Origin of the sequence: Shewanella sp. MM_2022_3 (genome assembly GCF_022557375.1) — a bacterium.
Classification (GTDB): Bacteria; Pseudomonadota; Gammaproteobacteria; order Enterobacterales; family Shewanellaceae; genus Shewanella; species Shewanella xiamenensis.
The window spans coordinates 1-23,990 of sequence record NZ_JAKZGV010000010.1 but is presented as its reverse complement, the minus strand read 5'-3'; the positions used below and the strand labels follow the sequence as shown (position 1 = coordinate 23,990).

18 protein-coding genes are annotated in these 23,990 nt (G+C 46.3%); 8 read left to right on the top strand and 10 right to left on the bottom strand.

The window, feature by feature from the left end:
* Positions 1 to 18: 18 nt before the first annotated feature.
* The 3 genes from MMG82_RS08060 to MMG82_RS08050 all read right to left on the bottom strand — a co-directional run bounded on the left by MMG82_RS08060 (position 19) and on the right by MMG82_RS08050 (position 4,913).
* A complete protein-coding gene (locus MMG82_RS08060; RefSeq protein WP_241406718.1) occupies positions 19 to 3,084 on the bottom strand; it encodes an efflux RND transporter permease subunit in 3,066 nt (1,021 codons plus the stop codon).
* Complete coding sequence (locus MMG82_RS08055; protein ID WP_172591420.1) at positions 3,081 to 4,196, bottom strand: efflux RND transporter periplasmic adaptor subunit; 1,116 nt, start codon at positions 4,194 to 4,196, stop codon at positions 3,081 to 3,083. Before MMG82_RS08055 ends, MMG82_RS08060 begins: the two co-directional genes overlap by 4 nt.
* Before the next feature lie 78 nt (positions 4,197 to 4,274).
* Complete coding sequence (locus MMG82_RS08050; RefSeq protein WP_241406717.1) at positions 4,275 to 4,913, bottom strand: TetR/AcrR family transcriptional regulator; 639 nt, start codon at positions 4,911 to 4,913, stop codon at positions 4,275 to 4,277.
* A 69-nt stretch (positions 4,914 to 4,982) separates the two neighbouring features.
* Between MMG82_RS08050 and MMG82_RS08045 the strand changes: the two genes are divergently transcribed.
* Entirely contained in the window at positions 4,983 to 6,452 is a 1,470-nt protein-coding gene (locus MMG82_RS08045; protein ID WP_241406716.1) for an efflux transporter outer membrane subunit, read from the top strand.
* A 247-nt stretch (positions 6,453 to 6,699) separates the two neighbouring features.
* Here MMG82_RS08045 and MMG82_RS08040 read toward each other — a convergent pair whose 3' ends face one another.
* Complete coding sequence (locus MMG82_RS08040) at positions 6,700 to 7,590, bottom strand: LysR family transcriptional regulator (RefSeq protein WP_047536537.1); 891 nt, start codon at positions 7,588 to 7,590, stop codon at positions 6,700 to 6,702.
* Positions 7,591 to 7,706: 116 nt separating this feature from the next.
* Here MMG82_RS08040 and MMG82_RS08035 point away from each other — a divergent pair, with 116 nt between their 5' ends.
* Genes MMG82_RS08035 through MMG82_RS08025 form a run of 3 tightly spaced genes read left to right on the top strand, consistent with a single transcriptional unit; the run spans position 7,707 to position 10,318 of the window.
* Positions 7,707 to 8,138, top strand: coding sequence for an organic hydroperoxide resistance protein (locus MMG82_RS08035; protein WP_047536535.1), 432 nt, complete (start codon positions 7,707 to 7,709; stop codon positions 8,136 to 8,138).
* Between the two features lie 37 nt (positions 8,139 to 8,175).
* Positions 8,176 to 9,585 carry a coniferyl aldehyde dehydrogenase gene (locus tag MMG82_RS08030; RefSeq protein WP_047536533.1) on the top strand — a complete coding sequence of 470 codons (1,410 nt, stop codon included), beginning with the start codon at positions 8,176 to 8,178 and terminating at the stop codon, positions 9,583 to 9,585.
* Positions 9,586 to 9,634: 49 nt separating this feature from the next.
* Positions 9,635 to 10,318: a type 1 glutamine amidotransferase domain-containing protein gene (locus tag MMG82_RS08025; protein ID WP_047536531.1), complete on the top strand. Its 684-nt coding sequence runs from the start codon at positions 9,635 to 9,637 to the stop codon at positions 10,316 to 10,318.
* A gap of 425 nt (positions 10,319 to 10,743) precedes the next feature.
* Here MMG82_RS08025 and def read toward each other — a convergent pair whose 3' ends face one another.
* Positions 10,744 to 11,235, bottom strand: coding sequence for a peptide deformylase (gene def, locus MMG82_RS08020; protein WP_037427638.1), 492 nt, complete (start codon positions 11,233 to 11,235; stop codon positions 10,744 to 10,746).
* Positions 11,236 to 11,445: 210 nt separating this feature from the next.
* Between def and MMG82_RS08015 the strand changes: the two genes are divergently transcribed.
* Both MMG82_RS08015 and MMG82_RS08010 read left to right on the top strand, forming a co-directional pair.
* Complete coding sequence (locus tag MMG82_RS08015; RefSeq protein ID WP_139122654.1) at positions 11,446 to 11,889, top strand: MGMT family protein; 444 nt, start codon at positions 11,446 to 11,448, stop codon at positions 11,887 to 11,889.
* 127 nt (positions 11,890 to 12,016) lie between these two features.
* Positions 12,017 to 12,814: a DUF3108 domain-containing protein gene (locus MMG82_RS08010; protein ID WP_037419101.1), complete on the top strand. Its 798-nt coding sequence runs from the start codon at positions 12,017 to 12,019 to the stop codon at positions 12,812 to 12,814.
* Between the two features lie 151 nt (positions 12,815 to 12,965).
* Here MMG82_RS08010 and MMG82_RS08005 read toward each other — a convergent pair whose 3' ends face one another.
* Positions 12,966 to 13,745, bottom strand: a complete 780-nt coding sequence (locus MMG82_RS08005) for a class II glutamine amidotransferase (RefSeq protein ID WP_172591422.1) — start codon at positions 13,743 to 13,745, stop codon at positions 12,966 to 12,968.
* Between the two features lie 244 nt (positions 13,746 to 13,989).
* Between MMG82_RS08005 and fadE the strand changes: the two genes are divergently transcribed.
* Complete coding sequence (gene fadE / locus MMG82_RS08000) at positions 13,990 to 16,437, top strand: acyl-CoA dehydrogenase FadE (protein WP_047536523.1); 2,448 nt, start codon at positions 13,990 to 13,992, stop codon at positions 16,435 to 16,437.
* 154 nt (positions 16,438 to 16,591) lie between these two features.
* On the opposite strand, the gene MMG82_RS07995 is transcribed toward fadE, so the two are convergent.
* From MMG82_RS07995 to MMG82_RS07980, 4 genes are all read right to left on the bottom strand, one after another.
* A complete protein-coding gene (locus MMG82_RS07995) occupies positions 16,592 to 18,604 on the bottom strand; it encodes a sodium:proton antiporter (protein ID WP_047536521.1) in 2,013 nt (670 codons plus the stop codon).
* A gap of 296 nt (positions 18,605 to 18,900) precedes the next feature.
* Positions 18,901 to 20,013 carry an HDOD domain-containing protein gene (locus MMG82_RS07990; protein WP_037419113.1) on the bottom strand — a complete coding sequence of 371 codons (1,113 nt, stop codon included), beginning with the start codon at positions 20,011 to 20,013 and terminating at the stop codon, positions 18,901 to 18,903.
* A 9-nt stretch (positions 20,014 to 20,022) separates the two neighbouring features.
* Positions 20,023 to 21,999: an EAL domain-containing protein gene (locus MMG82_RS07985; RefSeq protein WP_047536519.1), complete on the bottom strand. Its 1,977-nt coding sequence runs from the start codon at positions 21,997 to 21,999 to the stop codon at positions 20,023 to 20,025.
* Between the two features lie 8 nt (positions 22,000 to 22,007).
* Positions 22,008 to 22,586, bottom strand: coding sequence for a response regulator (locus MMG82_RS07980; RefSeq protein ID WP_047536517.1), 579 nt, complete (start codon positions 22,584 to 22,586; stop codon positions 22,008 to 22,010).
* 92 nt (positions 22,587 to 22,678) lie between these two features.
* On the opposite strand from MMG82_RS07980, the gene MMG82_RS07975 reads away from it, so the two are divergent.
* Positions 22,679 to 23,989 carry an HD domain-containing phosphohydrolase gene (locus tag MMG82_RS07975; protein WP_052183991.1) on the top strand — a complete coding sequence of 437 codons (1,311 nt, stop codon included), beginning with the start codon at positions 22,679 to 22,681 and terminating at the stop codon, positions 23,987 to 23,989.
* Position 23,990: the final 1 nt, after the last annotated feature.

Below are 23,990 nucleotides of genomic sequence, written 5' to 3'. Positions count from 1 at the left end.
ACGTTAATCACGTAAACCTCAGCTACTTTGGCTAGGTCTGATCTTGAACCAGATAGAATACATAGCTGGAAGAAACACCAGCGTCAGGATTGTCCCAGCCAACGTGCCGCCAATCAGCGTATAGGCCAGCGTTCCCCAGAACACCGAATGGGTAAGCGGGATGAACGCCAGAATTGCCGCCAGCGCCGTCAGCAGCACCGGTCGGGCTCGCTGTACGGTGGCTTCGACGACCGCACGAAATGGGTCCAGCCCCTCCTGTTCGTTGTGGTGGATCTGCCCAATCAGTATCAACGTGTTACGCATCAGGATCCCTGATAACGCAATCAGACCAACCAGCGCGTTGATGCCGAACGGTTGCTGGAACAGCAGCAAGGTCGGCACCACACCGATTAACCCCAGCGGACTGGTCAGGAATACCATCACCATCGCCGCAATCGAACGCACCTGCAAAATAATGATGAGCAGCGTAAGGGCAATCATGATCGGGAACAGCGGTAGCATGGCGACAGTCGCCTTAGCGGATTCCTCGATAGCGCCCGCCTGTTCAATCCGGTAGCCTGCCGGAAGATTCTCGATGATCGGCTGCAACTGGGTCATGATGGCGGTGGAAACGTCCGGCGGCTGCAGTCCTTCGCCGATGTCACCGCGAACCGTGATAGTCGGTGTGCGGTCACGGCGTCGCAGGATAGGATCTTCCATGCGCACATCCACCGACCCCACCTGAGACAACGGAATACGCTGCCCTGCGGAACCGACCAGCGTAAAGTCGGCGATCTTAGCCGGATCAAGACGAATGTCACCGGCAGCTCGGCCGACAACCTGCACTGAACGAATATCTTCGCGCACCGAGGTAATCGGTACTCCACTCAGCAGGAACTGCAGTTGCAAGGACACCGAATTGGTGGTCAGCCCCACCGCCTGGAGTCGATCCTGATTGAGGGTAAAGTGCAACGTTGGAACGCGCGGCCCCCAATCCGTATTGACGGTATGCATCATCGGACTTGCGCGCATGACGGTTTTGATTTCATCGGCGATGGTGCGCAGCTTGTCTGGATCAGGCCCCATAACGCGGTAGGCGACGGGGAACGGTGACGGCGGGCCAAACACTATCTGAGTGACACGCACCTGCGCCTCCGGCGCTAAGCCACCAACTATCGCCTCACGCAACCTGAACTTGAGGGCTTCGCGCTCTTTGTCGTTACCTGCCAGCACTACGATTTTGGCAAACGACGGATCGGGTAATTCAGGCGACATTGCCAAGAAGAAACGCGGCGCACCTTGGCCGATATAGGATGTCACAACGCGCGCTTCTTGCTGCTGCGCCAGCCAAGCTTCAACTTTCGCGGTGGCGGCGCTGGTTTGTTCAATCGAGGTGCCATATGGCATTTGCACTTCCACAAGCACTTCAGGCCGATCAGACGTCGGGAAGAACTGCTTCTTGACTGCCCCCATACCAAGTACAGAGACCACAAACAGCGTGATAACCGCACCAGCGACGATCCATTTGCGGGTAATAACAGCCCCCAGCACTTGCCGAAAACGGTTGTAGTTACGGGTGTTATAAATGGCGTCATGTCCGCCTTCAACCTTCTTGATATCCGGCAGCATTTTCACCCCCAGATAGGGGGTAAACACTACCGCCACCACCCAAGAGGCGATCAGCGCAATACCGACAATCCAGAACATATTGCTGGTGTATTCACCAGCGGTTGAGCGGGCGAACCCGTTCGGCATAAAGCCGATGGCGGTAACCAGTGTGCCAGAGAGCATCGGCGCTGCCGTATGACTCCAGGCGTAGGCAGATGCTTTGATACGGCTATAACCCTCTTCCATTTTCACCACCATCATTTCGATGGCGATGATGGCGTCATCCACTAGCAAGCCCAGCGCAAGGATCAGCGAACCCAGCGTGATGCGGTCGAAATTCTTGCCGCTAGCAGCCATGATGACAAACACCGCCGCCAGCGTCAGCGGCACCGCTGCAGCGACCACAATACCGACGCGCCAGCCCATACTGACAAAACACACCACCATCACCACCAGCAAGGCGACAAAGAATTTGACCATAAATTCGTCGACAGCCGAACTGATATTGACGGCCTGATCAGTCACTTTGCTCAAGGTCATGCCTAGGGGCAGCGCTGCGTTGATTTTGGTGACTTCCGCTTCAAGCGCTTCGCCGAGCTTAAGCCCATTCCAGTCATCACGCATCACGATGCCCAGCAACAACGCTGGTTCACCGTTGCTGCGAACCATGAAGGTCGAGGGGTCTTCATAACCACGCTCGACGGTGGCGACATCGGATAATTTCAGTGTCCTTCCCTGCACCACGATAGGCGTCTGATGGATTTTCTCTAGGTTATCGAATGCGCCGTCGACACGTACGAACACTTGCGGCCCGTTGGTTTCGATGGAGCCTGCCGGAGTTAGTACGTTTTGGTTGTTGAGCGCGGCAAAGATATCTTGCGGTGTGACGCCAAGCGTTGCCAATCGGTCGTGGGAGAACGAGACGAAAATGCGTTCAGGTTGCTCGCCGATGATATTGACTTTCTTCACCCCGGGAACGTGCAACAGTTGCTGGCGTAAGGTTTCCGCATCCCGCACCAGCAGCCGCTGCGGTTCGCCTTTGGCTTTGAGCGCGAAGAGCGCAAACGTCACATCGGCATATTCGTCGTTGATAATGGGGCCGACGACGCCGGCAGGTAAATTTTTGGCTTCATCCCCCATCTTTTTACGTGCCTGATAAAACTCCTCCTGAATCTCCGAAGGCGGCGCACTGTCAAGAAAAGAAAGCATGGTGATAGCCAGACCGGGACGGGTGAAGGTTTCCGCACGATCATACCAACGCAACTCCTGTAGGCGTTTTTCCAGCGGTTCAGCGACCTGATCTTGCATTTCCTGCGCCGTGGCCCCTGGCCAAGCGGTGACGATTGTCATCTGCTTGATGGTAAATGGTGGATCTTCTGCACGCCCGAGCTGGAAAAACGCGAGGATACCGGCGGCAGCGATCAGGAAGATCAGAAACAATGTTACGCTACGTTCGCGCACCGCAAGTGCTGACAGGTTAAAACGATGCTCACTCATGGACGAACTCCCGCGACGGTAGTCGTCGAGGCTGGAACAGAGACGCGCACCAGTTCACCCTCATGTAACAAGTGAGAACCAAGTGCTACTATCAGATCTCCTTGATTGATTTGGCCGGAGACACGCGCAAAATTATCGCTAATGTTTAGAACGGTGACTGGACGCCACGAAACTTTTGTAGGCGTGCCATTAATACTCCAAACGCCAGCCCCTTTACCTGCGTCGAATAAAGCCCCAAGTGGAACATTGAAACTACCTTCTGTTGTCAAAGCATCGTTAGCAATCTTGACGGTTACAGTGGAACCTAAAGGTGCACTGCCAAGCGTTCCTGTCAAAACATATCGCGCTTCAAAGGTACGAGTCATTGGGTCTGCAGCATCTGAAAGCTGTCTGAGCGTTGCAACCGACGTCATATCAGGCCGACCAAAAAGCTGTGCCTGCCCAGAAGAACCCAATGAAGGCCGCAGAGTTTCAGGTAGTTGGATCACTGCTTCACGAGCCCCGGCGTGTGCAACTCGAACAACTATCTGACCAGCACTGACAACTTGCCCAGGCTCAGTAAGCGTTGCGACCACAGTCCCATCAGCATCGGCGACAAGATCCGTATACCGAGTAGCATTGATTGCCACTTCAGCTTGTGCTTGTGCTGCACGAAGTTGAGCCGCTGCCGTATCCGCAGCTGCTTTTACTTGATCGTAAGCTGAGGCAGATATAGCGCCAGTACCACGCAAATCCCGGTATCGAGCCTCATCTTCCGCCGCTTGTTTCGCCTTAGCTTCAGCCGCCACAACCGCCTCTTGTTGGGCATGAGCCGCAAGCTTTAGGTCTACCGGGTCAAGTTGCATCAGTACTTGCCCCCGCTTCACCATTTGCCCGGTATCCACAAGGCGTTTTAGCACCTTACCGGATACCCGAAAACCAAGATCGCTTTCTATACGAGCCGCTACGACACCAGTGAATGAGCGAGATTCAGCACGAGGCGAATCAATCTTAACGGTCCGTACCAATGGCGCTTCGGTACGAGGATCAGTTTTGTTTTCTTCGCCGCAAGCCGTCAAGACCAGCGGTAACGAAGTAATAATTGCTATTGTAAGTATGTTGTGACGAGACATACATAAGCCTCCATGAAGAACTGTTCAGGAGTGCAATTATTATTCCAGTGACCAATTTAGTCAATAGTCACATCAATTTTATGGTGCAAGACTACGAAGAACCAAATTTGAGAGCTGGACAGGAGCCTCTTCAATGAAGTCAAAATTATGTTGCAACATGAGGGGATTCATATATGGCCTCATGACAAGATAAATGGCTGTTGTTATTTCATCTAACGGTGTTTTACGCTCAAAATCTCCCGATTGACGCCCTTCTTGAAGGATCCCTTGCAGTAGCGCCTTGATGTTTTGCTCATAGTAAATGGTTGCCTGCCAACGTTCTGCAGCGGCTGAAGCGGCAATTTCATAGAGCTTTTGGTCTTGGGAAAATAACCGAAAGCTTGCCTGAACAATTTCTTTAAACATTCGGCGTAGCTTCTCTGGCGGTTGGTCAACACCTTCTATCGCTTTTCGAACATCGGCCTCAATTTCACCTAAACAGTTTGTGCATATACTTTCCCCAATGGCCTGTTTAGAGGAAAAAAATTTGTATATATATGCTTTTGAAAATCCAATTGATTTAGCCAAATCTGAGACAGTAGTTTTACCGTAACCGTAGCGGCTGAAATGTTCTGTTGCTGCAATAACAATCTGATCCCGCACATCATGATCAACAGGACCTCGATTCAATGCTGGACTGTTGTGCTCTTCACTCATAATCTTTTCTCTGACTTCCATACATATCAGAATTCTAACGCGTCACGGCCAGATTGACAACGAGTGACCAAATGGTAACATGGTCACCAGATGTCAATCCTTGGTAATAATATGCGTCTAAAACACTCATTCATCATGCTTACGGTAACCAGTATGTTAGCTGGCTGTGCTGTAGGGCCTGACTATATCCCTCCGAAACTATCTACCCCCAATCACTTTTATGGGCAGAACTCTGTTGGCAAACAAGAAACAACGATCGATGCTCAGCTAGACGTGTGGTGGGAAAAATTTGGTGACGCGCAACTAACTCATTACATCGCCATTGCCCTAGACCAGAACCTTGATCTGGCTCAGGCAACGGCACGACTGGCTCAAGCAAGAGCAGGGCTAGGAGCAGCCAATGCAGCTCTACTCCCATCCGGCAGTATCTCTGGGCAAGCCGCTCGCGCTTACCAATCCGTAGAAACCCCTTTGGGACAAATATTGAACTCATCCCCAAGTTTTGATCGTTATGGCAGCAGTTACGAAACCAACCTGAACGCAAGTTGGGAACTAGATTTGTTTGGCGGTCTCCGCCGAGACAGAGAGGCAGCTCTAGCTGAGTACCAAGCAACGTCGGCAGGAATTGCAGCCACACGACTGGCCGTAGCCGCACAAACCGCCAGCATCTACGTCAACATTCGCGCCATCCAAGCTCGACTAGACATCGCTCGCAAACAAGTAGAAACGCAGCAGCAAATGCTCGATATGATCAATCTCCTTTACAGCAAGGGGTTAGTGCCTGAACGCCAAGTCCATCAAACACAAGCTATGCTCGCTCAATATCAGGCGACTGTTCCTCTGATGGAAGCAAGCCTAGAGACAACAATGAACGCACTAGACGTGATACTGGGTACGCTTCCTGGATCACATCGCGCAGAACTTACTGCAATCGTTCCGCTTCCCTCTATCCCGAACACTATCAACATGGGTACGCCCGGTGAATTGCTCACACGTCGCCCTGACCTCATTATTGCAGAGCGGCATCTGGCAGCGTCAAATGCAAAGATTGGTGTTGCGATTGCCGAGTATTATCCAAAATTTTCATTGAGTGGACTGCTAGGAAGTGCTACCTCAATTACAGAAGGAAATTTATTTAGCAACGCCGCTAACCAAGCGGCTGGCGTCATTGGTTTACGTTGGCGCTTATTTGATTTTGGTCGAATAGATGCCCAGATTGCGCAAGCCAAAGGCCGTGAAGCAGAAATGCTTGCTGCCTATAGACTGGCGGTTCTGAAAGCCACTGAAGATGTCGAAAACACGTTCTCAACATTAGCAAAACGGGAACAACAGACTGAGATTGTATCGCAGGGGGTTGACGCTATTCAGCATGCACGTAACGCCTCATTTTCCGCATACCAGAAGGGAATAGCCAGCAAGTTGGAGGTACTACAGGCTGATGAAAGTTTACTGCGAGCATCGGATGAAGAAACGCTTGCAATAGCCGAGACCATAACGTCAGCAATAGCTGCCTATAAAGCACTGGGCGGAGGCTGGGAAGCTGATGAGAATACCCCATAATGTCAGCATATTCGCCGGGAACCAAACATCATAGATAACCAGAAGAACCGATGAAGTCTCGGAAGAGACAATTATTCCGGTAATACACAAATTTGTATTACCGCCCCTGCTGTTTAGAAGTTCAGTCGTTCGTTGACATGATGGAAACATATTTTATGAGATCTTTCGCCCCAAACTTCTTGATGCTTTTAGTATTGATGCTCAGCAAATGCTAATCAATTTAATGAGCGTAAAAAGATACATCGTCTTACATAACCCCTTGTAGAAGACCTAATAGCGCGCTTCGAGCATGAGCAACTCTTGGCTGACGTAATGCGCTAGGTAACCAAATGAGGTAGTAATTAATTTCTGTTTGAGTTCTTGGTGGCGGGATAAGCATTAACTCACCCGAGTCAAGTTGCTTTTCACATAAAAATTGCGGAAGAACAGACCAACCAATTCCCTGCACCAACAGGTTTCTATGGGCTCGTAGATCTTGACCTACCATAGCGGGGATCAAATTGTGCGCATCAATGCGGTTGGCGCTCAGCCAAGCATCTACTAAGGATAATTCTAAGTTGTAGGCTAATAGCGGCTCTTGCAGTAAAGCACGATCAAACTCTGCCGCTTGTAATATGCGTTCAACTACCTTCGGAGAAGCGACCGCAATCACCTTATCTGTCAGCAGTATTTCACTTTTTAGACGATTATCGGTCACTGGATGAGCTGAAATACCTAAATCACAATGTCCCTCCAATAACATCTGCGTGACCATGGGGCCATCCCCTGCATGCATACGAACGCGTATTCCCGCATCAAGCAGTGGGGCTAATTGAGGCGCGAGATTTTCCGCCATAAAATCAGCATGGCCAATCAGTTGCAAAGCACCAGAGACATCACGAGAACGCGCTCTCGCAGACGCAAGGGCGGCTTCTGCCGCATCGAGTTTATCGCCAATATCAGCAGCTAACTCATCCGCAACAGAAGTCGGTAATACCCCGTTGACTTGACGCTCAAATAAAGGCCGACCAACGGCCACTTCAAGTCCTGCAATATGCTGCGATACCGCAGGTTGCGTCAGATTGAGCATACGCGCAGCACCACTAATTGAGCGTTGTCGATAAACTTCAATAAACGTTCTTAGCCGGACTAATGACATACAACCCCATAAATTTATTTATACCCCCACTAAAATAGCATTGTTATCTTAGTCCTTCAAAATTCTTTTATGATTCATTCAACGCAAATTTACACCTTCCGATTAAGGAGATAGTGATGTTGAAGAATGAACTTTATCGCACGGCGGCTACGGCAACGGGTGGACGAGATGGCTATGCAAGAACAGAAGATGGCTCACTCCATATTTGGTTGGGGGCTCCAAAAGAATTAGGCGGGCGAGGTTTTGGTAATAATCCAGAACAGCTATTTGCTATGGGCTATGCCGCTTGTTTTCTCAGCGCGATGAAAGCAGTTGTTGCGACCCATAAAGTAGCCTATCCAAAGGTTCCAGATGACGCAAAAGTCACTGCACAAGTTGGCATAGGCATATTACAGACCCAGGGATATGGCCTCGCCATCACACTCAACATCGAATTACCTGGCATTGAAAAGCAGCAGGCTCAAGCACTGGTTAACGCAGCTCATCAAGTATGCCCCTACTCGAATGCCACCCGCGGCAACATTGACGTTCAATTAAACATTATTTGAATCAAACTAAGTTCATGTGAATGGAGTAAAAACACCAATGAAGCAAACAAAACAAGAATTACAGAGCATACTCAGCGGCTTAAAAAGTTCACACCTCAAATTAGGCGTAACTGATGCGGCGGTTCGCCATGACAGATTATTACGAGCAGTAAAATTACTTAACGAAAATCACGTGCAACTCTCGGCCGCCATCAGTGCCGACTTTGGTCACCGCAGTGGCTATCAGTCACTGCTGGCCGATATCGCAAGTACTATCAGTGCATTAAAGTTTGCTGCCGAGCATGTAGAACAATGGATGCAACCCGAAATAGTGGCGGCACCCGCTGACGGCATGCAAACCTGGATTGAGCAGCAACCGCTTGGCGTGGTGGGCATTATCAGCCCTTGGAATTTTCCACTGAATCTCGCATTCGGCCCTCTAGCGGGCGTCTTTGCCGCTGGTAATACAGCCATGCTTAAACCTTCAGAGTTAACGCCCACGACCTCATTGCTACTTGCAGAATTGGTCACCCAATACTTTGAACCACACGAGTTGGTCGTAGTATTAGGTGATGCTGAAGTTGGACAGGCATTTAGTGCTTTACCATTTGATCATTTGGTCTTCACGGGGAGCACCGCAATTGGAAAGCAGGTCATGCGTGCCGCAGCTGAAAACTTAGTGCCAGTTACATTAGAGCTGGGCGGTAAATCCCCCGTTGTGATTGCAGCAGATGCCAATATTCAAGTCGCCGCCGAACGCACTATGACGGTCAAAACATTTAATGCAGGCCAGATTTGTGTATCACCTGATTACATACTATTGCCTCAGGCAGCAGCTAGCGACTTTGTCACTGCGACACGCCGCTTTATGGCTGAAAACTTTCCAGCCATACAGCAAAATGATGATTACACTTCAATCATCAGTCAAAGACACTTTGAGCGCTTGGTAGCCCTTATCTATGACGCCAAAGAAAAGGGAGCAGAAATCATCAGCCTAGCTCCCGCTGGAGAGCCAGATTTTGATGCCATTACACGCAAGATTGCCCCTCACATTATCTTGAATGTCACAGAGGATATGTTAGTGATGCAAGAGGAAATCTTTGGCCCACTGCTACCAATCAAAATCTATCAACAGATAGATGAAGCGGTTACATATATTAATGCGCACCCAAGGCCTCTCGCCGCTTATTATTTTGGAAATGACAGCAAGCAGCATTCGTTTTCCATGAGTACAACATCAGGAGCGTTGGTGATTAACGATCTCATGACGCATGCTTCTATCGATACCTTACCCTTTGGCGGCGTCGGCGCTTCTGGGATCGGAGCTTATCATGGTATTCACGGTTTTAGACGTTTCAGCCATGCCAAGCCCGTAGTTGTTCAAAGTGAAGATGGCGCTTCAAATTTACGTTTACGAGCCCCATATCAACAGAAACATGCCATGTTGAAATCACTATTTATCGCTTAATAACACACACTATTTATTGAAACCCGCTGAGCGGGTTGAGGAAAAATACATGAAAATTCTAATGGTACTAACTTCACATAGCGAACTGGGTAATACAGGCCACAAAACTGGCTTTTGGTTAGAAGAGTTTGCGGCGCCCTATTACACCTTCAAAGATGCGGGGGCTGATATAGTGTTAGCGTCTCCTCTTGGTGGTCAACCGCCACTCGATCCCAAGAGCGAGCTTGAGGATTTTCAAACCGATTTAACCCATAGATTCAACCAAGATCTTACAGCTCAACACGCTTTAGCTAATACAGTGAAATTAGAGACGGTTAAGGCAGAAGACTATGATGCCGTGTTTTATCCTGGTGGTCATGGCCCATTATGGGATTTAACCAACTCAGAAGATTCAATTAAATTAATTCAAGCCTTTACGGCGGCCAACAAACCAACAGGATTTGTCTGCCACGCTCCCGCTGTCTTACGCCACGTGACTACACCCAATGGCGAACCATTGATTAAGGGCCGCAATGTGACAGGTTTTACGAATGGCGAGGAAGCGGATGTGCAACTCACCGACGTGGTACCGTTTTTGATTGAGGATGAGTTTATTCGTCTGGGAGCGAATTACCAAAAAATCCAAAACTGGGCGCCTTTTGTTGTAGAAGATGGCACATTGATCACGGGTCAAAATCCCGCCAGCTCTGAACCTGTAGCCATCGCTCTATTAAAGCAGTTATCTGATGTATAGAGATGAGCACAGAACATTTTGCTAAGTGTTTTTAATACTCTGGACAGGTATTAAAGCCCTCACCACCGATAGTGAGGGCTTTCATCTTCGCTAATAATTAAACTTGAGGAGTTAAGACGACAGTTGCACCACGCCCAGTGTAACTAACTGATACGGCATAAAATGTGCAAAAATCAAGCTCAACCTAGCTTAATTTTGTACCCATTTCGTGCCAAACCTGCTAGCACAACATGCTTTTGATGATTTTTTGTTATTACCATCGTAGTTAGCCCATAGATGCTGATAACAGACTCGTTTTGCGTGTATCTAGATAAACATTCAACAACGTAACAATTTTATCACCATGAGTACGACGGGTAATGCCGCCTAGAAACAGCAAAGCCGCAATCTAATGTGCGGCTTTGCAGAGCAAGACATTGGGGAAATTAGGCGTATTTACGTACCTTTTTTAAGGCGATTTGTTGCTTCAATGCCGATAAATGCTCGATAAACACTTTACCGTGTAAATGATCAATTTCGTGTTGCAAAACAATGGCTAAAAAGTCGTCGGTTTCGATTTCAACCGCTTTGCCTTGTCTGTCTAAGGCGGTGACTTTGACCTTTTCGAAACGGCTCACTTTGGCGCGGTAACCTGGGATTGAAAGACAGCCTTCTTCACCCACATACTCGCCAGACTTTTCAACAATCTCTGGATTAATCAGCACTAAGGGTTGGTCACGGGTTTCGGATAAATCGATCACAATCACCGCATCTGTACTGCCCACTTGGGTAGAGGCCAGACCGATACCATCGTCAGTGTGGTACATGGTTTCGATTAAGTCATCGATAAATCCCTGAATTGCTTCTATATCTTTTACGGGTTGCGCTTTGCGTTTTAGACGTTCATCGGGAATTGTCAGAATATCGAGTACAGCCATGCCTGTTTCATCTCTTATGGAGTCAAAAAAATTGGCGCCATTATGAACTATTCCTGTGTTTTCTCAATATTCAAAACTAAATAGTTTAATAAAAATCATTACAATCGATTTTTTAGATTTAAATTACGGCTTTTCAAACTAGCCTCTATTTCACTTGGCCTTTGTTTAACGCTACACTGGCTCACCTTTTTCATGGTTTTATTTGGCATCATCATGCGGTTTGCAAAAGATAAGTCTCCACTTTATCGCTACTTAGAGCAAGATAAGGCTAATACGCCAGACGAGTTAGACAATACACAAGATATACGAAGTCATGCCCTATCACCCATGGCGAAGATTTGGCAGATTGTAGCGATGATCCCGCCCGGCAAAGTGAGCAGTTATGGTAAGATCGCCGATTTCGCAGGGTTACCAGGACGCGCTCGCTATGTATCCAGGGCTCTCAAATTGGCCCCCGAACATTTGTCACTTCCTTGGCATAGAGTACTCAATAGCCAAGGAAAAATTTCCTTCGAAAAACATTCAGCCTCCTTTCAGGAACAGATGGAATTATTGCGCCTTGAAGGTGTAATGGTGAACTGTGGCAAAGTGAACTTGTCTGAATGTGAGTGGCAACCGGATATGGCAACCTTAGTGATGTCAATCCCGTTCTAATTTAATATATTGATCTAAAAACTATTTATTCCAATATAAACTCGGTTATAAACACTTAAATTTGATAGCTGAGCCATAGGATAAGCAGTGTTAGACGCTTTCTGTTTGCGATATAAAGGAGCATTAATTGCGCACAATTCCAACGTTATTCGTGAGTCTCGCACTCACCCACAGCGTATTTGCGATGGCGGCGCCAACGCCTTTAACGCCTCAAACTGCTGAATATCAAGTTAATTATGGTGATGTTGAACTGGGTAAGGCCAAGTATCAACTGCCAGCCATAGAGGATGGCGTCTATAAATATCGCTTCGACAGCGATCTTAGCCTGTTATTACTGACCGATGTGCGCCATGTACTGAGTGAGTTTGCCCAAGAGGGCAATCAATTATTACCCCTGCGCTATTTGCATGAGCGCCAAGGTGTCGGTCCGAATTTTATCGAGCAAACCGCCTTTGCCAAGGGGCAAGGGATGATCCATACCCGTTATAAGGATGAAAAAGGTAAATTCCCCTTCGAAGGCGATATTTTCGATCCGTTAATGGTGCAGCTGCAGTTTCGACTCGATATCAGCGCTGGCAAAGAAGTGCTTGATTATAAAATGATTAAATCTAACGAGCTCGATGAGTATAAGTTCCATGTGATTGGTAAGGAACGGATGACAATTGAAAGCGGCAGTTATGATACAGTCAAAATTGAGGTAGTGCGTGACAATCATAAACGCCAAACCTTCTTTTGGATGGCGCCGGATTTAGCCTACCTCCCCGTTCGTCTGACGCACTTTGAAAAAGGCAGCAAACAGCTAGATATCAAACTGCTTAAGTATCATTTCGACGATGTGCCAGTTGAAGCCGCGCCCGCTGCTGTTGATACTGAAGTTCCGACGGAGCAGAAAGTACCTAAACTTCTCGGCACAGGCGCGAATTAAGCCAGTTACACATTTATCGCAATTTAAGATGGATTTAGCGCTGTTTCTAAGATGCCGTAACAGCACAAAAGGCCAAACGTGAGTGACTCCGTTTGGCCTTTTGTGTCTTATTGAATTCCGTCAAAGTGCAATGACTGTGACAGCGCCCCAATTACAAATCGATAAGCAGCTCACCTAAGCGGAACAACTTCCAATTACCGGGTTGCATCACCTGCCAGTCTTCGTTTTCGGTTAGCGGCCGAGTGGCAATTACAGTCACGACATCGTGTGGCGTGGTTTCTTTATCAAAATCAATCACTACATCGGTATCAAGTAATTTTGCCTTGCCAAACGGCGCCGTGCGGGTGATGTAACACAGATTATTACTGCAATAACTCATCAAGTATTCGCCATCGCTGAGGATCATATTAAACACACCTAAGGCACGGATCTCATCGGCCAGCGTTGCCACAAATCGAAATACCGCTTGCATATCTTCAGGCCGACGATCACCAAACTTGGCCGCGATTTGCTCCAATATCCAGCAAAAAGCCAGCTCGCTGTCGGTATCACCAACACTCTGATAACGAGACACCTGAAACTTCGCCTGATAGTCGCTTAACTGACCATTATGAGCATAGGTCCAATAACGGCCCCACAACTCACGGGTGAATGGATGAGTATTTTCAAGGGAAACACAGCCGCGATTGGCCTGACGAATATGGCTTATCACCACCTCGCTTTTAATCGGATAGGATTTGATCAATTTTGCAATGTGCGACTCACTACTCGGGCAAGCATCTTTAAAAGTTCTGCTGCCACGGCCCTCATAGAAAGTGATCCCCCAACCGTCAACATGGGGCCCAGTGACGCCACCACGCTGTGCTAAACCCGTAAAACTAAACACAATATCGGTCGGCACATTGGCGCTCATCGCCAGTAACTCACACATGTTTATCGCCTTTCTTAATCCAAATATCCACAGTTTTGCATTGTAACTAGTTGATGACATTTGTGGAATGATCAAAGGTGACAAAAAATTTAAACAATTGTTTGAAAAATACTTGTATTAAAACGGCCTTAGGTTTAACTTTTATGCGACACAGGTCAGACCACAAACTATAATTGTGATCGCAATCAATAAAACTCGTTATGACCTGTGATTGGCACTCGGTCATACTTAAGGAGAAATTACAGTGACTACCCTACTTTGGATCATCGCCATGATCTTAGTGCTAGGAGCCCTAGCTTACCTTCGGGTATCTTTGCTCACTGCCACTATTGCAGCCGCTGTTGTGATGACAGCCGGATGGACACTCGATGTTGTCGGCCCTATCTCTTGGATTATCTTCCTAGTGATCGCGATGCCACTCAATATCAGAGCATTTAGACAAAATGTTATCAGTCGCCCACTGATGAAAATGTACCGTGGCATCATGCCCGAAATGTCTTCAACCGAAAAAGAAGCGATTGAAGCTGGTACCACTTGGTGGGAAGCCGATCTGTTTGCGGGTAACCCAAACTGGAAAAAACTCCACAACTACCCTGTCGCTCGTTTAAGTGCCGATGAGCAAGCCTTCTTAGACGGTCCAGTTGAAGAAGTGTGCCGCATGGTGAATCAACACCAAGTATCACACCAACTTGCTGATTTGCCTGCTGAAGTATGGCAATACCTGAAAGATCACGGCTTCTTCGCCATGATCATCAAGAAAAAATACGGCGGTTTAGAATACTCAGCCTACGCCCAATCACGCGTACTGCAAAAGCTTGCGGGGTTAAGCAGCGAGCTGGCATCCACTGTAGGTGTGCCTAACTCCTTAGGCCCTGGCGAACTGTTACAACACTATGGTACGCCAGAGCAGCAAAACTATTACCTGCCACGTTTAGCCAAAGGGCTAGAAGTCCCTTGTTTCGCGTTAACTAGCCCAGAGGCTGGTAGCGATGCCGGCTCTATCCCTGACTTTGGTATCGTGTGTAAAGGCCAATGGGAAGGCGAAGAAGTCTTAGGTATGCGCTTAACCTGGAACAAGCGTTATATCACCCTCGCCCCTGTTGCGACTGTATTAGGCTTAGCCTTTAAACTGCGCGATCCTGATCACCTGTTAGGCGATAAAGAAGAGCTGGGCATTACCTGCGCGCTTATTCCTACAGACGTTGAAGGCGTTGAAACGGGTCGTCGTCACTTCCCGCTGAACTGTATGTTCCAAAACGGTCCTACTCGCGGTAAAGACGTATTCGTACCATTAAGCTTTATCATCGGTGGTCCGAAAATGGCTGGCCAAGGCTGGCGTATGCTGGTTGAGTGTTTATCTGTTGGCCGTGGTATCACCCTGCCATCAAACTCTGCCGGTGGCGTCAAAACCGCGGCGTTAGCAACTGGTGCCTATGCGCGTATTCGTCGTCAATTCAAACTGCCTATTGGTAAGTTGGAAGGGATTGAAGAGCCAATGGCACGCATCGGTGGTAACGCCTACCTGATGGATGCCGTGACCTCATTAACCACCACAGGTATCGACTTAGGTGAAAAACCTTCAGTTATCTCGGCTATAGTGAAATATCACCTGACTGATCGGATGCAGAAATGCGTTATCGACGCCATGGACATCCACGGTGGTAAAGGTGTGTGCTTAGGCCCTAACAACTACTTAGGCCGTGGCTATCAAGCGGCTCCGATTGCGATTACCGTTGAAGGCGCAAACATCCTGACACGTTCGATGATCATCTACGGTCAAGGCGCTATTCGTTGTCATCCTTATGTATTGGCCGAAATGGAGTCAGCGTTTGATACTGAGTCTGGCCAAGGCTTAGCCAACTTCGATGCGGCCATCTTCGGTCACATTGGTTTTGCGACCAGTAACTTTGTCCGTTGCTTCTGGTTAGGTCTGACATCAAGCCGTTTCTCTAACGCGCCATACTCAGATAAAACCAAACGTTATTATCAACATATGAACCGTTTCTGTGCTAACCTTGCCCTGCTATCAGACTTGGCCATGGCAACCTTAGGCGGTAACTTAAAACGTAAAGAGCGTATTTCTGCCCGCTTAGGCGATCTGTTAAGCCAGTTATACCTCGCTTCTGCGACCTTAAAACGTTATCAAGATGAAGGCCGTCAAACCGACGATCTACCACTGGTACAATGGGCGGTTGAAGATGCTCTGTACAAGTTACAGGCTTCATTAGACGATTTACTGGATAACTTCCCTATGGGTCTGGGCGGCGTATTACGCGCCATCATGTTCCCATTTGGTCGTCCACTGAAACGTCCAAGCGATGTGTTAGATCATAAAGTGGCCAAGATAATGCAAACGCCCTGTGAAAGCCGTGATCGTTTAGGTAAAGGCCAATTCTGGACTAACTCTGAGCACAATGCTGTGGGTATCCAAGAGCAAACGCTGAAGGATATTCTGGCCGCCGAACCTTTATTCGACAAAGTCTGTAAAGCCAGTGGCAAACGTTTACCTTTCATGTGGTTAGATAAAGTCGCTGCTGAAGGTAAAGCCTTAGGCGTACTAAGCGACAGCGAAGTACAACTGTTGGAACGTGCCGAAATCGGCCGTATGAAGTCTATCAATGTGGATGACTTCGACCCAGCAGAGCTGCGCCCTGAAGTGATTTCTACCACTTCACAGGAACGCGCAGCTTAATCGCTAAGCTGTACTAGCTAAGCGGTACTAACTAAGCCCATCTAAATAAACAAAAGGCACTACAATCTAGTGCCTTTTTTATTTTCGTCTCACTTAACTGGCTTATCCCTTCGCAAATACCAAGCTCATCCTTAGCTAACCTTGGCCTTGCCTATTATCCCTTCACCAACGTTTCATCCGATGTGTTGATGTTATCTTGTGCTTCAACCTCAGGTTGCGTTTGTTCCGCCGCCTTGATTTGCGCTTGGAGCTCAAGTCGTTGACGTTCAGCTTCTGCTTTCTCCTCGGCCTTGGCTTTCGCAAGGGCCGCTTCTTCCGCCGCTTTGGCCTGTGCAACTATCGCCTCTTGCTCTGCAATCGCCTGTTGGATTTTCGCTTCTTCAAGGGCTTCAACGGGCAATAAACTAATCAACTCAATGCCGTTGGGGAATTGGTTGTTATTGCCTGACACAATCACAACTTTACCTTCTTTGGTTAGATACACTAACGGCAATGCCGTTTCGCCATAACGCTTGCGGAAATGCTCGAAAGTGAAGTTTTCAGTTAAGTTAGTGACTTTAAGTTGCGCTCCTTTCGCCATTTGACTAGCGATTTTGGCATAGGAAACCGTATCACCAAATAAACATAGCCGCTGTTTGTAAGACTCAGACAATTGATGGCGCGCGCTGCCCTGCTCGGCATTATTAAGGCCAAAAACCTTTTTAGCGCCTAATACATCTTGAAAATAAAAGGTCACTAGCGGGTTTAACTGCCTATAAGGCGACATGATCAGCACGCGGCCAATCCCAGTTAGATCCATATAGGTTTCAGCATGTTCCGAGGCAGGGTTACCAAAATAGACCGGAATATTGTCCATCCGTGCAAGGCGAATATTATCCCAGTTGCTGTCGGCCAGCAGCACTTTGACATCTTTGCTTTTTAAGATTTTTGCCAGCTCGCGGGAAAACTTGGAGGCACCAAAAATTAATAATCCTTGCGCCGAACCCGACGTAACCCCAAGGTATTTCGCCCAGCGGCCCGCGGTTAGGCTTTGGATCACCACTGTGCCGATAATGATTAAAAACACTAAAGGTACAATGGCTTCGGCGCCCTGCACATTGTTTGCCTCTAACTTAATGGCGAATAATGAAGACACGGCCGCCGCCACAATCCCCCGCGGAGCAATCCAACATAGGAACCACTTATCGGCCTTTGATAATGACGTGCCTATGCCAGATACCCAAATACTAACTGGCCGTGCGATCAGCATGGTCACAGCGAGTACACCAATTCCGCCCCAGCCTAAATCCATCATGGCATTCGAGTCTAGTCTGGCGGCTAACAGGATAAATAATGCGGAGATCAGCAGAACTGTCAGTGTTTCTTTAAATTCAAGGATTTCAGCAATATCCACGCCGCGCATATTCGCCAGCCAAATGCCCATCACAGTCACGGTGAGTAATCCCGATTCTTCCTGCAACAAATTTGAGCCGACGAAAATCCCCAGCATGAGGGTTAATACTGCGGTATTACGTAAATAGTGTGGCAATAAATTGTGGCGGATCACTTGGCCAATTAAGTAACCCGATGCAGCGCCTAAGCCTAAGCCAAGTGTGAGCATAGAACCTAGTGCATAGAGTACATGGCTAGTTTGATTGCCAGATACCGTAATATATTCAAACACTAATACCGCTAGCAGCGCGCCAATTGGGTCAATCACAATCCCTTCCCAGCGTAAAATACTCGCGAGCTGCGACTTTGGCCTAACGCTGCGCAGCATTGGTACTATCACAGTTGGCCCCGTGACCACCACCAACGCACCAAATAGCAGTGCAACTTCCCAGCTAAAATCCAGCAGGTAAAAAGTGGCAACACTGATACAGCCCCAGGTGATCACCATGCCGATACTCACTAAGTGAGTCACCATGCGGCCATGATCTTTAATCTCTTTAAAATTGAGGGTTAATGCGCCCTCAAACAGGATAACGGCAACGCCTAGGGAAATAATCGGAAACAGTAAATCCCCAAATATTGCATCGGGATTTAACACTCCAAATGCTGGACCTAGTAGTAAACCACAGAGTAGTAGTGGTAAAATTGCAGGTAATCTCAATTTCCAACCAAGCCATTGACAAAAAAGCGAAAGCACGCCGATGAGTGCTAGCATCCCAGTGATTTTTTCAACCATAAAACATCCTTTCGTTAGGTGAGGCATGCGATTGTGGATTTAACCTAACACGCTTTTTCATTCAGGAAAATAAACGGTTAATGATAACAATAGCAGTAAAAAGCACGCTCTAGTGATGCAAATAAGTTAGATGATATTCAACTTTATTCACATACCAAGGGAGTTCGAAGGGTTACATTGCTATATAGGAAACACGAAAGCGACAGAGAATAAAGTTGCAGTCTATTCAGCAAGTTGGGATAAGTTAGTGATCGAATAAATATGTAAGATCTAAATGCCCACAAATGTATCTTGAGTTAGAGATTAGCTAATTTTAGTTTTATTTGCTCATCGGGTAGCTTATTCAATATTTCATCGGGGATTCTGCCGTGATATTTAGTGGCATAGTGTGCCAAGCATAATAATAAGGCTAGATTATGTTCAACATTACTCACCTCAGGCTCTGCGCTGGATAAAATGTTGTCACATAAGGATTCGCTATACCCCCAAAGCGTTAAAAGATAGGCTGATATAGAGACGATGAGTTTTCTCACTGGCCACTCCGTAAACTGAGTCGCAAACGAATCTTGCCAAATACGAGATGCCAAAATCAACTCACCTATTGACGACATCAAAGCGGCAATAAATAGCTCTTCTTGTAGACTCTTTTGTAAATTAAGTGCTTTAGCGATTTTTTGAGCGTTAAGCGCTAACTGATACGCATGTTCGTTAATTCTACTCTGTGCAGACTTATCAATAATCGACGTCGCCGATTGCTCAATGGCGATGGAACTAATAATAGCGCTAGTTAAATCCACCCCTAAGCGTTTGATAGCCTCTTCAATTGACAGTGTTGTGCGGCTAAAACCCAAAAACGCGGAGTTTGCGAGTTGTAATAATTTGGCGGTAATAATTGGTTCGTGGGCAATAAGATCAACGATATCGGCGGCTTCGGATTGCTGATTTAGAAGCACTTTGCGGACTTGTTGCACTATGTCTGGCAGAGGTAGTAATAAAGCACTTGCGCCCAACATTGCTCTAACGTCTTGGGAGAATGGCAATTTATGAACCCGTTCTACTGAGGTCAGAAGTTGTACAATATCCTGTTCATTGAAGGGTTTACTCAATACAAAATGAGCCGTTTTGCCCGCTTTGCATACTACTTCCTCTGTCGTGTCACCTGTAAGTAACGCTCTAATTGCCTGGGGATAATGTTTTGAAACCTCAACGAGTACCCTATCGCCATTAACATCAGGCATTAAATAATCGCAGATTATAAGATCGACATTAACATCATTAGCAATAGATTTTGCCCAGTTTAGGCCATCCTCCTCAGTCCAAAACTGCCAATCAGGTCTCAGTCTTTTCGCTAGCCGCAAGAGAGCTCTAAGCATAAAACTGTCATCATCAACAAAGAGTACATTAAACATAACTCTCTCCTAAGCCATTGTAGCTGAAAGACTTTCAAAAGAAGCCAATAGCGCTAAATACTCCTCTTCAGATTGCGGTTTAGAAATGCAGTATCCTTGCACTACATCACAACCTAAGGATTTGACAATATTGAGTTGGTCCAATGTTTCAATACCCTCGACAACCACTTTCATGTTCAGATCATGTGCTAACCTGACCACATTAGCCACTAAACTTTCAGTATTCAAATTACTTTCAATATCGAGCACAAGTGAACGGTCAATTTTTAGTACATTAATAGGTAGTTTACTCAAGTAACTCAAAGATGAATAACCGGTACCAAAATCATCTATCGCAATACTGATACCGAGTTCAGCAATCGCCTTAAGGGTGATCGCGCAATCTTCAAGGTTATTAAGCAAAAAAGTTTCTGTTAATTCAAATTCTAAATCTGTCGGTGAAACGCCTGTCAGCTGAATATGATGCTTTATCCAGTGAATAAAATCAGGCTCAGTTAACTGTCGACCAGATATATTAATTGCCATTTTTCCAAATTGAATGCCTTCACTCCGCCATCTGGCCGCAGTAATAAAGGCCGTTTTGAGTACCCAATAGCCAATATCCACCATTTGGCCATGTTGCTCAGCTAAAGGAATAAATAACGCAGGTGAAACCATCCCAAATTCGGGGTGCTGCCAACGAATGAGGGCTTCACAGCCGGACAAATTATATTTGGCAAAATCAAATTTTGGCTGAAAATGCAGAAAAAGTTGACGCTGTTGCACCGCATGAAATAACGCCTGATTTAATGAGATCTGGTGTTTTTTTCGTTCAATAGCTTGCTGATCATAACGCATGAACATCCGGACTGAGTCTTCTGCCATCATCAGATTACCCAGTAATAAATTATTCAGAACGGCTCGAGGCTCATCACCATCGTCGGGTATAAGACAGTAACTGACAGCATAATCCAACTTAGATGAGGTCAAATTAGCTTTACCAGTCACGGGGTCAATAATTGAAGCGGCCTTCTGTAAAGCGTCCATCTCGGAGGTAATATCAGGTAAACAAAGCACAAATTGTTCATTCGCTAGTAGTGCAAGCTCCCCTGCCGTACCAGTGGAATTAAGTAGCTGTAATGCAATATGCTCGATAGTCCGCTGCGCTTCTGAATAACCAATCATGCGGCTCCAGAGTTCAAAACTTTTGATCTTGATAACAACGAGAACCATAGCTCTGCGAGAATTGAGATATTGTGTTATCACCGAGATAAGCTGCTGATAATTAAGCAGCGAAGGAAGTTCAAATGCCGTGTTTAGCAACTCTCCATCAGTCACGGGATTTAAACACAAAACGACCCCAGAAGGACCAGCTAAACGACAACTCACTTCTAATTCAGTGTGATTCAATAACCTAATAGATACACTCTGACCGATTGCTAATGCCTGTTCCTGCAAGGTTAACCTATCTGTTTCAACCAAAAACTCATCAAGCAAACGTCCCTCGACCAAGGTTGAACCCAAGAGCTTTGTCGCCGCAATATTAGCATGCACAATTTGATTAGATGGGGATATCTCGAGTAAGGCATCGGAACTAGCCAACAACATTTTTTGGGATTGGCGTTGAAAAATCTGTTTGTTGTGATGCGTAAATGCATTCGCTATTTCTTCAAGTAACTCGTTATCTTCCCAAGGTTTTTGCAGAAAACGATACGCACTACCCGCATTAAGTAATGATTTCACCGACTCAAAATCTGAATAACCACTAATGACAAGCCCGACGACTTCAGGATATAAGCGTTTGATTTTAGAAAGTAACAGCCCTCCATCCATATAGGGCATTCTAAAATCGGTCAAAACAACTTTACAATCATAAGTGAGTAATAGGTTTAACGCTTCTTCTCCACTTTGAGCTGTCTTTACCGAATAGCCAAAACGAGTTAATAAGCGTTTTAGGGCCTTTAAAATGCCAACATCGTCATCGACTAGTAGTAAAGAGTTATCCATTGTGGCCTCTAGCTTAAGAGCATATTTACTCTGTCCAATAGATCATGATTATCAAAAGGTTTTGCTATCGCATCATCCGCACCTAATCTAATCGACTCTGCTAACTCTTTAGGTGAAAGCCCTGATAATACTAAAATTTTAATATTTGCTAACTCCGGTCGCTCTCGAATAAATTGGATAACTTCAAAACCATTCAACCCAGGTAAGGACAGGTCAAGAAGAATTAAATCTGGCTTTTCAGCAATAATTTTCACCCCAGCCTGAAAACCATCCTGTGCCGATAAAATTGCAAAGGGTGTTGAATGGAGTGCCCGCCTGAGTGCATTTCGCATCGATAATTCATCATCAATGATAAGAATAGACTTTTTATCAGCCATTAACTCATTATTATTTGAGGCTAAAAAGGCTTCTGGCATTGGCATGTTTTGTTGATGTAGAAAACTAATGAAGTCATCAACCAAGACTCGATAATTACCCCGTCCAGGTAATTTGTAACCTTTTAATTGACCTTTAGCGATCCAGCGACTCACTGTGCGTTGATGAACATCGCAATATTGAGCAATCTCGCTTGGCTTGAGCGTTTTCATGCTCTCGTACCCATGATTATTCTTGCTTAGTTAACACTTATAGCATAATTTTAATCTATAAGACAAATAGGACAAATGCGATAGGTGACTTAATGCCAACCCCATCTGAAAGCACTCTGCCATTGATTTTGTGTGTAGACGATGAAGCCAGTATTCTAAAATCGCTACAGCGGCTTTTTATCGGTAAGGAGCTGCAGCTTTTATTGGCTGATAGCGGGAGCCAAGCTTTAGAGTTAATGAAGCAGCATAGAATCAATGTCATTATCACCGATATGCGCATGCCGAATATGACGGGGGCAGAATTTTTAGCTAAAGCGGCGGTATTACAACCAGACGCTTACCGCATTTTAATGACCGGTTATGCTGATCTTGCCTCGACGGTCTCTGCAATCAATCTTGGAAAAATCCACAGATATGTTCAAAAACCTTGGGATAATCAAGAACTATTAACTGTGGTTGACGAAGGATTAGCAATGTACCACTTAATTCGTCAAAACAAACAACTTACTGCCAAGGTAGCCGCACAAAACAAACAGTTAAAAGAACTCAATAACTCCCTTGAGGAAACCGTTCAAAAACGTACAGAACAACTTAAGCAAACACTATTAAAATTCAAAAACTTAGCAAGTGAACGACAAAAAGATGAAGCTGCTACCTTAGAGGTACTCTACAATATCATCGTGAGTTATCCACCACTCAGTGGCGAACTGGCCCGTAAAATCAGCGCCACCTGCGAATATCTTGCAAATGCATTGCAATTGCCCGCAGAACAGGTAGTTACGATAACAAAAGCGGGCTTATTTTCAGAAATCGGTAAAATCGCGCTCCCCACCAAAATAGCTGAAACGGCATATACCGACCTCTATGATCGTGAACGTCGTTTATTTAATGAACATCCATTACATGCCGAAGAGATCTTACTGCCGGCGATACATTTAAGCGAAATGTCACTCATCATCGGCAATCAATTAGAACGCTTTAATGGCGGTGGTGAACCCGCTCAAAAAGCAGGCGTAGACATCCCTCTTGGGTCACGAATATTGGCAGTAGCGAGAGATTTTTGGCTGCATGTTGAAGGCCGATACGATGGTAATAAAAAAAGCATGGCTGACGGCTTTGACGCAATAAAACTACGCCAGGGCAGTTATTATGACCCAGTGATAGTCAACGCTTTGTCAATTTTAGTCACTTCCGAAGAAGTAGACATAGCAAACAAAGCAAGAAGAGGACTACAAGTGAGTGCACTCAAAGCCGGTATGAAATTAAAGCAAAACTTATACAATCTTAAGCACATACTGCTGTTACCTGAAGGACATATACTAACCTCTGCTTCACTTGATAAATTATCAAAGTATCAGCTAAAACATAAGGAGCAATTGTTAGTTGAAATAGAAACAAACTAAA

Excerpts from the sequence above, each read along its gene's own strand:
- MMG82_RS08060 (WP_241406718.1), bottom strand. The coding sequence starts at position 3,084 with ATGAGTGAGCATCGTTTTAACCTGTCAGCACTTGCGGTGCGCGAACGT.
- MMG82_RS08055 (WP_172591420.1), bottom strand. The coding sequence starts at position 4,196 with ATGTCTCGTCACAACATACTTACAATAGCAATTATTACTTCGTTACCG.
- MMG82_RS08050 (WP_241406717.1), bottom strand. The coding sequence starts at position 4,913 with ATGGAAGTCAGAGAAAAGATTATGAGTGAAGAGCACAACAGTCCAGCA.
- MMG82_RS08045 (WP_241406716.1), top strand. The coding sequence starts at position 4,983 with ATGTCAATCCTTGGTAATAATATGCGTCTAAAACACTCATTCATCATG.
- MMG82_RS08040 (WP_047536537.1), bottom strand. The coding sequence starts at position 7,590 with ATGTCATTAGTCCGGCTAAGAACGTTTATTGAAGTTTATCGACAACGC.
- MMG82_RS08035 (WP_047536535.1), top strand. The coding sequence starts at position 7,707 with ATGTTGAAGAATGAACTTTATCGCACGGCGGCTACGGCAACGGGTGGA.
- MMG82_RS08030 (WP_047536533.1), top strand. The coding sequence starts at position 8,176 with ATGAAGCAAACAAAACAAGAATTACAGAGCATACTCAGCGGCTTAAAA.
- MMG82_RS08025 (WP_047536531.1), top strand. The coding sequence starts at position 9,635 with ATGAAAATTCTAATGGTACTAACTTCACATAGCGAACTGGGTAATACA.
- def (WP_037427638.1), bottom strand. The coding sequence starts at position 11,235 with ATGGCTGTACTCGATATTCTGACAATTCCCGATGAACGTCTAAAACGC.
- MMG82_RS08005 (WP_172591422.1), bottom strand. The coding sequence starts at position 13,745 with ATGTGTGAGTTACTGGCGATGAGCGCCAATGTGCCGACCGATATTGTG.
- MMG82_RS07995 (WP_047536521.1), bottom strand. The coding sequence starts at position 18,604 with ATGGTTGAAAAAATCACTGGGATGCTAGCACTCATCGGCGTGCTTTCG.
- MMG82_RS07990 (WP_037419113.1), bottom strand. The coding sequence starts at position 20,013 with ATGTTTAATGTACTCTTTGTTGATGATGACAGTTTTATGCTTAGAGCT.
- MMG82_RS07985 (WP_047536519.1), bottom strand. The coding sequence starts at position 21,999 with ATGGATAACTCTTTACTACTAGTCGATGACGATGTTGGCATTTTAAAG.
- MMG82_RS07980 (WP_047536517.1), bottom strand. The coding sequence starts at position 22,586 with ATGAAAACGCTCAAGCCAAGCGAGATTGCTCAATATTGCGATGTTCAT.
- MMG82_RS07975 (WP_052183991.1), top strand. The coding sequence starts at position 22,679 with ATGCCAACCCCATCTGAAAGCACTCTGCCATTGATTTTGTGTGTAGAC.